The organism is Pedobacter sp. GW460-11-11-14-TSB4, from assembly GCF_059423705.1.
In genome coordinates this window covers 1-17,176 of record NZ_JBWKYI010000005.1, presented here as the reverse complement: position 1 = coordinate 17,176, position 17,176 = coordinate 1, and the positions used below count along the sequence as shown (strand labels likewise).

The following is a 17,176-nucleotide window of genomic DNA, read 5'->3' as shown; positions in this document are numbered from 1 at the left end:
CATCAGTCGTTATCAAATTTTGGTTTATCATTCTTAAACTGGAAGATAATTTCCCAATCGCCCTCTTCATAAATCTTAAAATTTAATGCGACATAACAGTGTAGCAGTACGGCACCAAAGGCCTGTCTGTCGAACCTGAATACGACCCTTGCAGCACCGCCATCTGTTGTCGTATATTTTGTAGGATACGCCGTTAAAGGAATTGGATAGGCGATATCAAATTTTACTTTATTGGCATCTTTTACCATATTAAAGCCATGTACAAGATTCCCCCAATCAGTTAGCGCAAACTTATTTGGATCGATGGTTTGTGCTAGTGTATCGACAAATTTGAAACTAATACTATGGCCTGAATAACCTGGCAAACCTTTTGGCAGTTTATTGAAAGTAACCCGTACATCACTTGATGATAAAAACTGATTGGTTTTAACACCAGTGATAAATACACCTGATGGACTTACAGAAGTAGAGGTTCCCTGACCAGTTATCGGATCAAGAGGTGAAGGTTCATATGGACGCTCGCGAAGTGGCGTAAGGCGCATATTCTGAAAATATTTTCGACCACCAGTATTCGACATTTCAACATCGAAAACATAACCAGAGTCTGGCTGGGCTTTAATCATATTGGAATTGGCTTCTGCCCACATTAAAAATTCGCCAGAGTGCGGACGCACCTCGAAAAGCGGATGGTTCTCAATTACACGCTTGGCTTCAATCTCAGCAAGCGATTTCTCCGTTCCATCATAAGCAGTTTTCCATACTTTTACCGGATAAAGTTTGGTTAACTCGGGAGCAGGCTCACCGCCAAAAGTACGCATGTTCACAATTTTAAAATCTAAAGGCCTGCTAGAGTTGCCATAGGTAAAATTGTTGGTAAATAATGTATTTCTGCCTAAAGTAGGCTGATAAAGGTACTGGGTATACTGACTATCACTAGCTATAGATAGTCTATTATCAGGTAAATTTTTCTTACACGATGTTAGCAGAAACATCAGGCTTGATAGCATGATACCCATACTAAGAATGTATTTATTAGTTTTCATCTTCATAAGGCTATTGAAATAATCTGGCTGTAAATTCATCAAATCCGAAATTGTGTAACGGACTCAAAATATTAATAGTAGCATTATCAGCCTGGATATTAACGGCATTTGTTTTTGTTGTTATCCAAGCCAGTTTAATAGTTGAACCATACATATCACTGTATTCGAGTGTTATAGCGCCACCACCTACATATCCTGAAGCATTTGATCTTACTGCTTTAATATGCATAGGGTAGTTAATGCCTATAGTATTTAGCGCAATGCCATCAACACTATTGATATATGCGGTGGTTGTTCTGTTACCCCTAATAATGTACTTAGAAAGCATATACAACAGTTGATCCGGATCAGCAGTGCTTAAATAAATTGGTGCTTTCCCTGCTGCCTTTCTGGCTTGGTTTAAATATTTTACCGATGCTGCAAAATTTTCGTTTACAGGTGCAAACAGCGTTATCTTTTGGTTGGTCAAAGAATCTTTTACAAATGGAAAACGATCTAATACCAGTAAAAGTGAATCAAAAGTATTAGGCTTCGATTTTAAATAGTCCAGCGCCGAGCCTTTAAACGTTTGTACCGTATTGGTATAATCGTAATAAGTCGAATCGCTTTTCTTGCAAGCACTTAAATAAATGCCCATTACCACTAACAGCAATAATAAGCTTCTCTTATATAATTTCTTTTTCATGATCTTCTTAATAGTTATTGCCAGTATGGATTTTGAGTAACCGATGAATTAGCGTTGATTACATCAGGAGAAACAGGCCAGTAAATACCACCAGCATTCTCGAACTGTTTAAAAGTAAGTGGCGTACCATTTTTCTTAATAAATGTGCCATTAGAATTTTTAATCCTGTTATATCTCACGATATCATACCATCTCCAACCCTCACCCATCAACTCTCTTCTCCGTTCTTCGAAAATGGCATCTATTAAATCCTTACCCGATGCCGGATCGTATACAATAGGTCCTCTTAAATTTGCTGCTCTGTTTAAGGCATTAATAGCTTCGGTACGTTGCCCAAGTACGGCACATGCCTCAGCCCTGAGTAAAGTAATTTCTTCTAAGCGGCTAAATACCATCGAAGAACTATAAAATGTAAAATTACCCTGAGTTTCTGCCTGTGTACCTACTACTTTAATTTTACTAAAGATGGGTTGTTCGGATGCAAAGTTTGTAAAGTAGTTGGTTCTGTAATATCCAGAGTTACCTATCACACCAAATCTTAAATCCTGCGGATCTGTAAATATTTTTAAAATACTATCCTTTGGTACAAACATTTCTGGTGTCTCTTTCGGAATAAATGGAGCAGCCAAAGTAAGCTGTTCGATATGTCCATTTGCTGTAGATAAACCATTACCCGCCTCAAAAGGGAAGCCTACCATTAAAGTAGCACGTTTAAAAGCGAACGGGCTATAGTAGTTGACGTTATTGGTAAGGGCATCCATATCGATATAATCTAAAGGATTAGCACCATCAACGTAATATTGAGTTGATTGATTATCGAGCACAAATTTTGAATAATTTGCAGCATCAAGGTAATTACCCTGCCAAGCAGCAATATGCGCTAAAATAATATAGGCTGATAATCTGGTAAAGATAATACCATTCCATGTTGGCCAGTTTCCACCATAATACAAGCCAGGTAATATCGGATCGGTACCACCATACCTGAAAGGAACAACCTGTGCTGCAGCCAATACCTCAGCAGTTGCGAATTGCAATACTTTCTCTTTATTTGTTCTTGGTAATTTTACAAAATCACCATCATGAGAAGAGGTTAGCAAAGGTACATCCCCCCAAATTCTTACCATATAAAAATAGGCAAAGCCTCTTAGCATTTTTGCCTGAGCAACATCTACGTTATTGTTTATTTGCGTATAGCGTGGATCTTTACCAACTATTTCTTTCGAACGCTCGATAAATATACTCGCTGCATTAATAGCTGCATAAAACCTGCGCCAGTTGGTAATACGGTTAATTACAGGATATTGTGCATTTAACTGCCCCGAAACAATAGATTTTAAATCTGCCCTGTTCGTTATCGCAAAATCTCCCTGGCGCAAATCGCCCATCAACCAATGTGTATTATCAGAAACTGTAGCAGAGCGCAATAAGCCATATACAGAAAGTAAATTTGCCCTTGCATCTTCTAAAGTTTTCCAGTTGCTTTCTTCTGTAGCTAATCTTACTGATTGTGTATCATCAATCTTCTTACAGGAGAAATTGCCAATACAAATTAAGCTTAATACAAAAGCAAGCGTAATTTTATGGCAGATACTAATTTTATAATTAGAATATTTCATATTAATAATAGTCATATTTTATAATTCCAGTTTGAAGCCAACAACAAATGTTCTTGGGATAGTGATATTTGCACCATCGTAAATACCATTGTAATTGATCAGTTCAGGATCAACACCCGAAAAGTCGGTTAACGTAAATACATTTAATGCAGTTGCATATAAATATGCTCTTCTCAATTTTCCACCTGCCTTTTTAAAGAAACCCGCTTTACTAAAATCGTAACCAAGGGTAACTGATCTTAATTTAACATAAGAAGCGCTTTCTAAAAACAAATCCTGATCGGTACGATAGGCATCTACAGGACTCCAAGGATTATATATTGGATAATTTTTCTGGTTATCAAAAGATTGCCAAGACGACACTTCTTTAACCGAATTGATATCGTTACCAGCCTCACGATTAACAAAGCCATAACGTGTTGCCTCGTACTGGTTGATGGCTTTCTGACCCGCTGCAAAAATAAAATTGAAGTTTAAATCGAAATTTTTATATGCCAGCGTATTGTTCCAGCCACCTACAAACTTCGGTAATCTGTCACCGGTTAATACTTTGTCTTTACTATCAATCTTGTTGTCGCCATTGTAATCAACCCATCTTGGATCACCAGCTTTCAATGGAATACCGTTAAAGGTTCTACCCGCAGGTACTTCTCCATCAGTATTGTAAATACCTTCGTTGGTATACAACCAATAGCTGCCAACCGATTTACCTACCTGAAGTTTATTATCATTCTGATAAATTAATTCATTTAAGCCTTGTGGTAAAGCTGATAGCTTATTTTTATTGTAACTCAGGTTTAGGCCTGTACTCCAGTTTAAGCCATTTTGCCTTTCTATAACCGATCCGTTTACCAATAGCTCAATACCCTTATTATTAATATCCATACCCGATTTGTACTCGGTAGAATATCCGGTTTCTACAGCTACAGGTAAACCAACAACATTGTTTTTATCGTTACGGTTATATACAGTAACAGCAGTATTTAAACGACTGTTTAAAAAAGAGGCATCTAAAGTTATGCTGGTTCTATCAGCAAAAGGTAAGCTAATATTATAGCCAATAAAACCACTGTTATAAGGACGGTTAATGCCTAGCAAACCACCATAGCCTGGTATAGTTGGCTCTTCTTCCCATCCGTTTTCTGAACGGTATTGCGGACCGGCAGCAAAGCGGTCATCCTGGAAAATTCTTAGCGTTCTGCCCCATGAAGCACTTACGTGTAAAGCATCTATTCCTTTATTATTTTTTAAGAACTGCTCTTTAAGGTTGAAGTTAGCGTTAAAAGCTGGTGTTGTTACCCAACGGCTATCTGGCTGACCGTTAGAGGTACCATCCCTTCTAACCAGGGCACTTAGCGTTAATAAGTTTTTATAAGCATATTTAGCGGAACCATAAAACGACATTAAATTATTACGTTCTTTATCAATATACCTGAAAACATAAAAATCATTCTTAGCCAGCACATTTAAATAATCCGGATTATCAACACCACCAATGGTTTGTCTTGCATCAACAAAAGATAACTTTACATAGTCATTTGGCCCATTATATGCCCTGGCGTAATTGTATTTATAGGTATCGCCCTGTAAGCTCTGTCCGACTTCAAAATCAACTGTATTCTTTTTGTTGATCTCATATTTATAGCTAATACTATTGTTGAGCGAAACCCGCTGACTATAACCAAAGTAATTAGATATATAACTTACCCCTGCCAATAATGAAGATGGAATAAAATAATCGCGAATACCTTCATTATAATTGAACAGCCCTGTACTTGTAATGATAAACTTGTTCACTTTCGCAGTTAACGATAAACTTCCGTTCAATACTGTTGAACGATTATTATCTACATTCCGGCCATTTTCGGTTAAATAGGAGGCATACGAATCAGCATTTGGAGAAAGCGGACTGCTCAAATCGGGGATATAACGCGTTTCGGCAAAGCGATCGCGTAAACTTTTGTTCCTGGTACGATCTAAACGGGCAGTATTAACTGTACTTGATACAGTAAGCCATTTAAAAGGTGCCATGTTTATTCCAAAGAATAAATTATACCTGTTAATATCGGTATCATCTGCATTTCCGGCACTTTTGGTACCTGAACCAAAAAATCTGAAATTCGCTCTTTCCGATCCACCTGTTATACCCAAATCAGCAGAAAAAGTTGGGGTATTTTGATAATATAAATCCGTCCAGTTTGATGGCCCAAAGTAAGCCACATTCGTCGAATCCCTCAAATAAGAAGCTGGGCTACCTGTTGGATTATATTTTTTATAAAATTGGCTTCTAAAATTGTTTTCATAAACACCATTAATGGTATTTACCTGTGGCGCAGTTACATAACCAAAATAAGAGTTTAAACTAATATCTCTTAGTCCTCCTCTTGCATTTTTAGTGGTAATGTATATAGCGCCATTAGCTGCATTTGGTCCCAGTTTAGCCAATTCGAAAGGATCTTTAATTACAGTTATAGACTGTATATTATTAATATCTATCTGCGCCAATAAATTGGTTGCAGGGCCTATCCTGTTGTAATCATATTTCTGCACATCAAATGCAAAAGGATTATCGGCAACCAAAGGCACTCCATTTAAGTAGATTGCCGGCTGTAGAGCGTAAATGTCTTTCTTATTAAATAATAGACCCGATGTACCTTGCACAATAATACTTTGCTCAGTACCAGGTTCGCCATTTGGCTCCTGTACGTAAACTCCAGCTAAATTACCTTTAATAATTTGCTGTAATGATAAATTCGGAACAGGTGTTGAGGAACGGATGTTAATCGTATCACGTACTGTTTTAAATTTCTGTAGTGCTCTAACCATTTGGCCAATTGTATCGGTTTTAATGGAATAAGCGGATGAATCTTTTTTAGCTTTAGTGGTATCCTGCTGAAAAACAAAATAACCGCTATTAGCCGTTTTAAGCCATGCCCCGTGGGCACATAAAGACTGTGATCCAAAAACAGATAAAAACAAGGCAATACAAACGCTTGTATAAATTTTAACCATTTTATTAGTTTAATTAAAAGTTTAAGTGTTTAAAGAAGAAATTCGATTGTTAAAATGTAATTAGGAAATTATCTCTTTTTGAGATTTTGGGCAAAGCGATGCCTGAAGACAAAAAGTAAAATTTTTGATCATGGGGTGTGGTTTAGGGTGATTAATATTAATTCTTAAGGCAAAATATATACCCAGAATGATTAGTTTTTGTTTGTTTGCTTGTTTGTTCGTTATACCCTGGTTAGGGGGTGTTATTTTATTTATTAATTCTTTCCTGTTAGTTCAACAGTTTTTTTGCTCGTAATACTAAAATAAAATATTGGCTCGTTATTATTTGGTAATGCAAGTTATATATTAAGAATACTTGATTTTTATTTTTCTTAACGCAAACGTTTGCTTAATAAACACCTAATGTAAAGTGCTACAAAACGCTATAGCGCTCAAACAGTGGCACTAATCAGCCAATTTCTATAATTTTCTTGAATGATATTCTGATAACAAATAAGGACTAATAAAAATACGAAGGATGAACGTTTGATTCGTCAAAAAAAATAACCCAACACCGTTATATTTATGTTCACTTATCCGTTGAAATCCTTCACAATTCTTCGCAAATTTGTAACACCAAAAAGACACAACACAAATTAAGCGCAAACGTTTGTGTATTTTAAAAAAATACCGCCTACATACTCATAAAAGCATTTTTTCATTAGGAAAGTTTTATTCTTGCATGCTATTTTTAGGTAATTTTAATATAAAATCAACTCAAATAGTCAACACATATCCAATAAAATTTACTTTAAAAAAAAGGTTGTTTATAATCTTGGAAAACGGCAAATCATAAACCGTTTTACTAAGTGTATTTTTTGGTAGAAAACCAAATTTAACAACCACTAATTGGCTCAAGAATTAGTATGTATCACTACAAGTTTTTAGCAAAACTTAACGCAGAAAAAGTGATATAAAATTGATCAACAAAGAAATAAATGTGGGTTTAATATTTGTTAAATTAGCCTGATTGGTTTATATCAAACAAAACTAGCCTTGCCAAAATCTGGCAAGGCTAGCATCTTGATATATTAATTATTTAATTACCAACCCGGATTTTGCACCAGGTTTGGGTTAGATTGCAGATCAAAGAATAAAAAGGGATACCGATTCATATTTTCAGTAAAAACCTTTTGCTCCATATCATAAGGAGTGTAGGTAAAGGTTGTTCCGGTTTTTTGTATTTTCATTCCTCTCATTTTGCGGTTGAATACATCTTTAGCAATGTTCCACCGTCTTGCATCCCAATACCGATGACCTTCAAAAGAAAGTTCAATCCTTCTTTCATTCCGTATACGTTCACGCATACCCTCCTGAGTTAATCCTGCAGGTAAAACAGGCATGGTTACTCTGTTTCTCACCAAATTCATCGCAGTATATACCTCATTAATGGGGCCCTGAGCCTCATTTAGAGCTTCTGCGTAATTCAATATCATTTCTGCTAAACGGAAGTGTATCCAATTGCGCTGTGTTGTTCCCGGAGTTGCAGCCCCCAAATCAATTGCCGCATCTATATGTTTACGCATATAATATCCTGTCCTGCTGCCATTCGACTTTTGAGGACCGTCCATACCACCATCAAAGGTTTCGACAGTTCTGGCTTTTATTGGGCTCCCATTGTAAAAAATACTCACAGCAAAACGCGGATCGCGGTTGGCATAAGGATTTGCCGCACTATATAATGGAGAGGTGGTATAGGGCAAGCCATCTTTCATTTCGTAGGCATCAACCAGGTACTGAGAAGGACAAACACCACCGTTTCCGTTAACTTCACCAACTGGAAAATTGGCCGATTCTAAAGTGTTGGAGTTCGTGGCCACCCTACTCCAGATAATTTCTTTATTGGTAGAGGTATTGGTTTTAAAAAGACCTTCATAACCGAGGATACCAGTGGCCAAGGTAAACATGGCACTGGTTGTACCATCATTAAAAGGTTTTGCAGCCTCAGCAGCCAAAGTCCATTTGGTTAAATCGTTGTTCGGATTATTTAGCGGACTTGCAGCGTACAACAAGGTTCTTGCCTTTAAAGCTGCAGCGCTCCATTTGGTCGCTTTACCATAATAATTTTCGGTTGGAGAACCGATATAAGTATCTGGCAGTCTTTTAAAAGCCGAATCGCAGTCTAAAACAATTCTCTTCACCACTTCATCATAGGTTTTTCGAGGTAGATTAATATCATCCTGGAAACTTAACGATTGCAATGTTATCGGCACACCTCCATAACGTTTTAACATATCAAAGTAGTAATATGCTCGCAGGAAAAACACCTCCCCTATCAAGCGATCGCGCTGAACGGTTGCTGTAATATTATTGATTACCAAATCTTTGCCATGATCTTTCACCTGAACTTTACCAATGTTTTCAAAAAAGACATTACATTTTCTGATTCCTCGATAAGAATTACCATACATATCATCTGGATTATAGGTAGGCCCCCAAGTGCCATTGGTATAACGGTAACTATCATTCGATAAGTTAGCATGAACAGCATCATCCGTTGCCGCTTCATACATGGTACCAGTATTTCCAGCAAATCCTCCTAATGCTGTATACCCACTTAACACGCCACTATATATATCGGTAACATATTCTGTGGTGTAACTAATATTTTTAAAAACTGTGGTATCCTGCACATCTAAATCTAAAGGTCGATCTAAAGGATTTTTTTTGCAGGAAGATACCATACAGATTCCAATCAGGAACATAACTGGAATAAATAAATATTTTTTGATTGATTTCATTTTGTTAAAATTATAATTCAATATTTAAACCTACCTGAAATGATTTCGTTCTTGGCGCTGAATTAATTCCGGCACCCAAAAATTCTGGGTCTATAAAATCCGGAAGATCTGCCCATGTATATAAATTATTAGCACTAATGAAGAAACGTGCATTTGAAATTTTAACATGTTTTAAAACATTCTGCTGAAAGTTATAACCAATTTCGATGTTCTTTAACTTTAGGTATTTCCCATTTCTGATCCAAAAATCATTACTTCTATAGTTGTTATCACTGGTGCGTCCATCAATTGAAAGTCTAGGGAAATCTGCTGTTGCTGCTGTTGCAGGTGTCCATCTATTTAATGCAAAATCAGAAGGTTTACTTCCATTAGCAAAACCAGAGGTTGCTGCATTCATAATATTTACCGATCTATCGCCAGCGCCCTGAAACCATACCATTAAATCAACATTTTTAAATCTTAAGCCAGCCTGCGCACCATAAGAAAGATTGCTAATAAACGGCGCTCCTAAAGCCACTTCGTCAAACTGATCGATTACTTTATCGCCATTTTGATCCTTATATTTAAAATCACCTGGTTTTACCGTACTAAAAGTTTGTTTAGGGCTGTTATCTATATCAGCCTGATTTGCAAAAAAACCGATTTGTTGTAACCCGAATACAGTTCCGCTCGATAAACCGGTACGTTTAAGATAATCGTATGGTGTAGCTTGTTCGTCGTTGTAAATAATTTTGTTTTTGGCATAGGTGGCGGTACCTCTTACAGAATAAGCAAAATCGCCAATTCTATCCTGATAAGCTAATTCCATATCGAAGCCTTTATTATTTACGATACCAATATTTAATGGTTTAAAAGATGCACCAATTACCCTTGAGACAGAACCTGGAAAAGCCAGAATATTATTTCTTTTTTCATAGAAAAAATCGACACTCCCTGTCAGTTTGCTATTTAAGAAAGCATAGTCGATACCAAGATTTGCTGTTTTAGCGGTTTCCCAGGTAATATCCGGATTGGCTAATAAACCTTCAGCCCGACCGGTTAAAGTGCCGGGGTTACGTCCAAAAACATAAGAAGCACCTGTACCATAGCCATCAGCATAGAGGTATCTAAATAAACTTCCAAATGTAGTACCGAGAAAGCTAAAATCCGAGTTTCCTGTTAAACCATATGATGCTCTAATCTTAAGCAAATCGATGCTGCTATTTTTAAGAAAATCCTCCTCATTTATTAACCAGGCAGCGGCAACGGCTGGAAAAAAACCATAACGTTTATTGGGCGCCAAATTTTCGCTACCATTATAACCAATATTTAATTGCGCCACATATTTCTTTTTAAAGATATAATGGGCATTGGCAAAAAAACCTTGTGATACATAAGGGAAATCGTTACCGGCTGGTGTTTGGATAGATTGAGAAAAACCTATACTTGAGTTGAGTTCATGATCTTCGCCAAAGTTATTTTGATAATCTAGCTTAGCCCAGGCAGTGTTCATCCTGTCTTGAGTTTGAGATCTCCCTGTAGCAGCATAAAGGCCGTCGCTATTAAAACGTGTATAAGTACCATCGGCTTTTTTATTGAAAACTTGAAAATCTGAAGCAGGAGCACCAAAGGTTGAACCTTCTGAGTTTTGATTGAAATTATAATAAGAAAAGGCTCCGGTTACGCTCAACCCCTTAGTAATCATATCTAGTTTTTGAGCAATTCGGATAGTCCCAAATAAATTACGGTGAACCTCTACAATATTTCCGGTTCTGGTAATTAAACCATAAGGGTTCCGTGTATAGTTTAATCCGCTTTCATTAAAGCCTCCTATTTTACCATCTGCATAAAGCATTGGGAACAAATTTGAAGGATAAGTAGAGATATTATTATAAATGGTAGACGTAGCTGTACCCGGGAAATTTTTTGTTTCTAATCTTCCTGCTAAATCTAAGCCTACCGTTAATGTAGAATTGATATCAATATCCAAATTGGTACGGAAATTATATCTTTTGAAATTGGTGTTGGTGTTAAAGCCAAGCGATTCTTCGCTTAAATCATTATACTTTAAAAAGCCCCGCTGATCCATATATCCTGCCAGCACAAAATACCGTACATCTTTTGTACCTCCCGAAAAAGTTAGATTGTACTTTTGCTGAATAGCCTGTTTTGCTACAAGTTCTTCGTTCCAATTTACATCAGGATATAACTCTTGATCTCTGCCTGGATTATCGTACTGGCCTATTTGTGCAGCGCTATAACGCTCGGCCCTGCCATCATTAACCAATGCTTCATTGTAAAGTTTCATATAGCGTTGTGCACCTAAAAAATTTGGTGCTTTAGACGGTACTAAAACGCCGAATTGTGAATAAAACTTTATACTGTTTTGATAAGCTACCCCCCGTTTAGTGGTGACAAAAATATTCTTATTTGCACCTTTCAAGCCGTAAATGGCATTAGCAGCAGCATCTTTAAGTACAACCAGTTGATCTATCTCTAAAGGATCCAACTGTGCAAAGCCTACCGGTGCATTATCTACAATTATGTTAGGGCTTGAGCTATTGTAGGTCGAAAATCCGCGTATGTACAAACTACTACCATCATAACCAGGCTCTTCACTGTTCATGTTTGTAGTTAAGCCTGCAACCCGACCTGCCAACATGTTCGAATTGTTTGCATATCTAAAAAGCGACATATCGTCACCAGTGATGAAACTTGCCGCACCTGCATAGTATTTCTTACTCACCTTTAAATTGTAGGGTAAGTTTATCGAATCTCCTTTTAGTTTGATTTTCTTAAGGCTATCTATTTTAATACTGTCGGCATTTTGTGCAAATGTTTCCTGACAGAGGAAGCCCAGGCATACAGTCAAGGAACTGATGATATATTTATAATGAATTTTAAATTTCATGTTTTCTTCTGATTAAATTTAAATGAAATTAATAGCCTGGATTTTGCTCAACGGCTGTTCCTTTGTATACTTCAGCAATAGGAATGGCTGCTAAATACATCCTTTTCTGAAAAACACGATTCTCAATTACATAGCGTTCATGTTTAACTACTCCGCCAATTTTGGTTACCTTAAAACCATACACAGGTCCGTTATCTATATTTTCAGCAATCATCCATCTCCGAACATCATAATAGCGTTGGGCTTCGAGCGCAAATTCTACTGCACGCTCATTTCTGATTTTTTCGCGCATTTGCGCCTGTGTTAAACCTGTAGCTAAATCTGGCATATTTACACCTGTACGTTTACGTACCATATTAATATACTCATAAGCGTCGCCGGGACCATTAAATTCATTTTCGGCTTCGGCCAGCATTAAATAAATATCTGCAAGCCTTAAATAATGCCATTTCTGCACACCAGTATTGGCATCAGGACGTTGAAACTTTTTAAAGAAAAGAGATGATTTATAGATGTCCTGATAATCTTGCCCCTGTGCAACACCGCCCTGGTTCGACCAAAATTCTAAGGTATAACCCTTGAAACTATCGCCATTTTTAAGAACGGTAAATGCTAATCTCGGATCGCGGTTTTCCCACCATTTCTGCTCATCATAACCTGAACCTGCCTCATCCTTGGTTTTACCATTAAGCATTTCGTACTTATCAACCAGATTTACCAATACCTGATTGTGGGCATAACCACCTAACCTACCTCCCGGATTGGAATATATAGCTCCATTATCCATTGATTGGCGGTACCAGATTAATTCATGGTTTGCTGCATCTCTCGACTCGGTAAAAAGTTTATCGTATCCACCGGTGTAAAGGGTATACCAATTTCCATTTGCCAAATTTTTTGCCAGAAAATCCCTGCAGGCGTCAGCGGCAAGTTTCCACCTGTTCTTATCATAACTGGTATAGCCTATATCTGGTCTCGACATACTTCCAGGTTGGCCAGCTGGCGCTGGCGTTTCATTATTAAATAATTTACTGGCTGCATATAACAAAGTTTTAGCTTTTAACGCCACGCAGGCTGCTGCTGTAGCTCTTCCCCTATCGTTGTCGCTGGCAGGTGCCCAGGGTAGGTCTGTTTCCGCAGCAGTTAATTCTTTTACAATAAAGTCTACACAATCTGCAAATGACGCCCTTTTCAAAGCATCTTTATAAGCTTGCTGGGCCGCTGCATCCTTAAGTTCTTCAAAGGTTACGGCAGAGGTTAATAATGGTACCCCTCCAATCCGCTTTACCAATTCGAAATAATAAAACGCCCTTAAAAACCGTGCTTCTGCCACAAATTTAGCTTTGCTGGCCGGTGTAAAGGTCATTAAATTGGCATTTGCAATTAATACATTAGTACGCCTAATGTTGGTATATAGATTTGCATAAAAATTATCCAGGTTATTGGTTGCATCAACTGCACCAAAATTAGCACCATTAGTAGCTAAATAAGCTGGCCCTGCTTCTGCCTCGTCTGATAACTGCGCATAATTTTGTCCGTTTCCAAAATCGTCTAAACCACCAACAAGGGGGGCATAACAGTTGGCTAAAAATTTACTGGTATTAATTTCATCACTAAAGGTTTTTTGCAGATCCAAAGCTACCGTGATTGGTGGCGGAGCCAGGAAATCTCTTTTCTGACAAGCTGTTAAACCAGCCGCTAAGGCTGCAACCATTAAGTATATTTTTATATTTTTTTTCATGATTGTAATCTTTAAAATGTAACATTCAAACCTGCACTCCAAACCCGCTGCTGTGGATAATACCAGGCCCTTGTATTTCTATTTTCAGGGTCGAGGTATTTAATTTTACTCCAGGTGTAAAGGTTTGAGCCATTTACGTATACCCGAAGCATGCTCATTCTAACTTTTTTAAGCCATTCTGGAGAAAAGGTGTAGCCTATTTCTGCCTGCTTAAAACGCACGTAGCTTGCATCTTTAACCCAAAAGTCATTTTGCTGATAGTTGTGTCCGCTTCCTGATGATGAAGATAAACGTGGATACGTGGCTGTTGCCGCAGTTGCAGGGGTCCACCTTCCCATATGAATGTCCATAACCTTACCCGTATTAAAAAACTCGTAGGCTGCTTCTAAACTCACTAACATCGAAGCCTCATCTGCACCTTGAAAAGCGGCAGTAAAATCGAAGCCTTTATAACTTGCACCTAAGTTTAGTCCAAAAATATATCTTGGTAGCGTTGGATTTCTTAACTGTACCCTGTCAAAATCATCAATAATGCCATCGCCATTCTGATCAATATATTTGAAATCACCAGGTTGAATTTTACCTAATGGCCCCGGATCATAACTCGATTTTGGCCAGGCATCTATTTCTGCCTGCGAATTAAAGAAACCAGCAGTTTGTAAACCCCTGTTCATTCCCAGTGGTTTACCTGTATCACGCATCCAAGGGTACTTTGCATCTACCTCATCCCTGAATAATAATTTGTTTACGGTGTAAGAAATATTTGTATTTACAAAATAATTTAGTTCACCTGCTTTATCTTGATAGTTTAATTCAACTTCGTAACCTTTATTTTCTACTATCCCTAAATTTACTGCAGGTAAAGCTGCACCAACAGTAGCTGGTATAGTACCTGGTGTGACTAAAATATTATTTCTTTTTTCGTAGAATACATCAACATTAAAAGTGATCCGGTCTTTTAAAAATTTAGACTCTAAAGCAATGTTCGATTTATTTGCTTTTTCCCACTGTACATATTTATTACCAAAAGCACTTTCTAAAATACCTCCCGGATTAACATTGTTGGTTAAACCAAAGGCATAACCACCGCTAGACGTATAGGCATTATCAATATATAAAAAGCGAACGCCCGAATTTAGTTTATCGTTACCTACCTGGCCGTAAGATCCTCTTAATTTTAAGAAACTGATGGCTTTAAAGTTTTGCATAAAAGGCTCATTACTGATTACCCAGCCAGCAGAAACCGAAGGGAAAAAACCATATTTGGCTCCATCAGGGAATTGCTCAGAACCATTGTAACCCATATTCACCTCTGCCAGGTAACGATCGTTCCAGCCATATGTTAAGCGGGCAACAACACCCTGATACGAAAATGGCCAATCAGGAATTGCAGCAGTTCCTGCCCGATTTAGTGTTTTTCTGCTTCTATTAAAAAGAACAAGTCCGCTCACATTATTCTTGCCAAAAGAATTTTGATAATTAAGTGCACCTTCGAAATAAACATCCCGGTATGAGTTATCTGCATCAGAAATAAAACTTTGTGCATAACTTAATATCGGCTGCTCATTACCAACACGCGCACCATAGGTATAATTACCGTTTGCATCTTTACCTGTAAGTTGGTACCTGGCATAATCAGTCCTAAAGCGCTCTATGCGTTGTTTATAATGGTTGGTAAAGGCAAGTTTAGAATTTACACTTAATCCTTTAAGCAATCCATCTAAACTGTATCTGCCCTCTACAGTTCCTTCTATTAAATTGGTATAATCTTTTTGGAAACCAAAATCAGAAAATTCTGCCAGAACGTTATCGGTTAAACTTGGGCCTGCACCATAGGTTCCATCAGGATTTAACAAAGGTCCGTTATTTGGTGGCGTACGCATAATTAAACTGAACAAGCGCGATATACCTCTTTGAGGTATATTCGTTACTTCCGATCTGGCCGCCAGGTTTACTTTTAGCAGTAGATCTTTATTTACATTTAAATCAACATTCGACCTGAAATTGAACCGGCTGTAATCAATGCTGGCATCAACGGCTTTATCTTTGGTGTGATTAAATAAACCACCCTGATAGAGATAACCACCACTTACAAAATATTTAACAAACTTGGTACCTCCACTCGCATTGGCGTTAAATACATGCTGAGGAGCAAAGGGTTTTAAAAATTCGTCTACATAATCTACATCCGGATACAAATAAGGATCAGTATGGTTTTTATAAGCATCTAAAGCTGTTTGATTGTACAATGGCGCTTTACCTTCGTTTGCAAGAGCCTCGTTCATTAAAGTGGCAAAATCGTATGAATTTAAAAACTTAGGCATACGCGTAACCTCCTGAATATCGGTATGGTAGGTAATACTTACTTTAGCCCTGCCTTCTAAACCACGTTTTGTGGTCACCAACATTACCCCATTTGCACCCCTAACACCATATACAGCAGTTGCCGATGCATCTTTTAAAATAGAAACGGTTTCTACCTCATAAGCACTAATACTGTTTAAGGGTCTTTCTACACCATCAACCAAAATTAAGGGTGCTGTACTATTCAATGTAGATCTTCCCCTAATGAGTAAGGTAGAACCATCAACTCCAGGCTGTCCGGATGTTTGTTGGGCAACTAACCCAGGCATACGACCCACCAGCGCATTCGAAATGTTGGCAACCGGCGTTTGCAACAATTGCTTATTGGTAACCGTTGATACTGCAGCAGTAACACTTACCTTTTTTTGCGCACCGTAACCAATTACGACAACATCTGATAAATTGTTATTTTCTGGCACTAACCGGATGTTTAATGTGTTTTTACCATTTACACTTACTTCCTTTTGTGCATAACCAACATAAATAATAATTAATGTAGCATTATCATCTACATTTTTAAGAGCAAAATTTCCGTTGTTATCGGTCAAGGTACCAACATTAGTGCCTTTAACTTTTACAGAAACACCCGGTAAGCCTACACCGGTTTCATCAAGTATTTTGCCACTAACATCAATTTTAAATTTTCTGAATAAAGACGGCTTTGCGTTTTTCAATACCTGCAAGCTGCCTGGTAAACCAAAAACCTCAATAGTAGAGGCGATGGAATTGAAACTTACAAGATTAAGCATGCAGATCGTTAATAAACATGCTGAACGTAGAATTTTCACATACATTAGTTTTTAAGTTTTAGTGTTTAAAGAATAAGCTCGTTTTGTTAATAATCGGAAGGAGAATTACCTGGATTTTTGGGCACAAAAAATCCTGCAGACAAAAAAGTAATTTTTTGATCATAGATTATAGTTTAAAATGAAAGGATTTTATAACAAACAGGGTTTGCTATAATGATTAGTTTACGTTTTAGTTAGTATTTTGGTTACCGCAAATAAGTATCTGATTCTTATTTAACAATACAATATATAAG

Annotated in this window: 8 protein-coding genes; all 8 read right to left on the bottom strand. The window is 37.4% G+C overall.

Going from position 1 to position 17,176, the window contains the following annotated elements; all coding sequences use genetic code 11:
• Window positions 1–2 precede the first annotated feature (2 nt).
• Window positions 3–1,049 carry a DUF5007 domain-containing protein gene (locus tag AC07YT_RS06790; protein WP_086549256.1) on the bottom strand — a complete coding sequence of 349 codons (1,047 nt, stop codon included), beginning with the start codon at window positions 1,047–1,049 and terminating at the stop codon, window positions 3–5.
• A gap of 4 nt (window positions 1,050–1,053) precedes the next feature.
• Window positions 1,054–1,728: a hypothetical protein gene (locus AC07YT_RS06785; protein ID WP_086545337.1), complete on the bottom strand. Its 675-nt coding sequence runs from the start codon at window positions 1,726–1,728 to the stop codon at window positions 1,054–1,056.
• A gap of 14 nt (window positions 1,729–1,742) precedes the next feature.
• The gene (locus AC07YT_RS06780) at window positions 1,743–3,362 is read right to left on the bottom strand and encodes a RagB/SusD family nutrient uptake outer membrane protein (protein WP_086545336.1); all 1,620 of its coding nucleotides are present in this window, start codon (window positions 3,360–3,362) and stop codon (window positions 1,743–1,745) included.
• A gap of 3 nt (window positions 3,363–3,365) precedes the next feature.
• Window positions 3,366–6,359, bottom strand: coding sequence for a TonB-dependent receptor plug domain-containing protein (locus tag AC07YT_RS06775; RefSeq protein ID WP_086545335.1), 2,994 nt, complete (start codon window positions 6,357–6,359; stop codon window positions 3,366–3,368).
• A 1,082-nt stretch (window positions 6,360–7,441) separates the two neighbouring features.
• A complete protein-coding gene (locus tag AC07YT_RS06770; protein ID WP_086545334.1) occupies window positions 7,442–9,139 on the bottom strand; it encodes a RagB/SusD family nutrient uptake outer membrane protein in 1,698 nt (565 codons plus the stop codon).
• A gap of 10 nt (window positions 9,140–9,149) precedes the next feature.
• Entirely contained in the window at window positions 9,150–12,029 is a 2,880-nt protein-coding gene (locus AC07YT_RS06765; protein ID WP_086545333.1) for a SusC/RagA family TonB-linked outer membrane protein, read from the bottom strand.
• A gap of 28 nt (window positions 12,030–12,057) precedes the next feature.
• Window positions 12,058–13,770, bottom strand: coding sequence for a RagB/SusD family nutrient uptake outer membrane protein (locus AC07YT_RS06760; protein ID WP_086545332.1), 1,713 nt, complete (start codon window positions 13,768–13,770; stop codon window positions 12,058–12,060).
• 11 nt (window positions 13,771–13,781) lie between these two features.
• Window positions 13,782–16,883 carry a SusC/RagA family TonB-linked outer membrane protein gene (locus tag AC07YT_RS06755; protein ID WP_494945246.1) on the bottom strand — a complete coding sequence of 1,034 codons (3,102 nt, stop codon included), beginning with the start codon at window positions 16,881–16,883 and terminating at the stop codon, window positions 13,782–13,784.
• Between the last annotated feature and the right edge of the window lie 293 nt (window positions 16,884–17,176).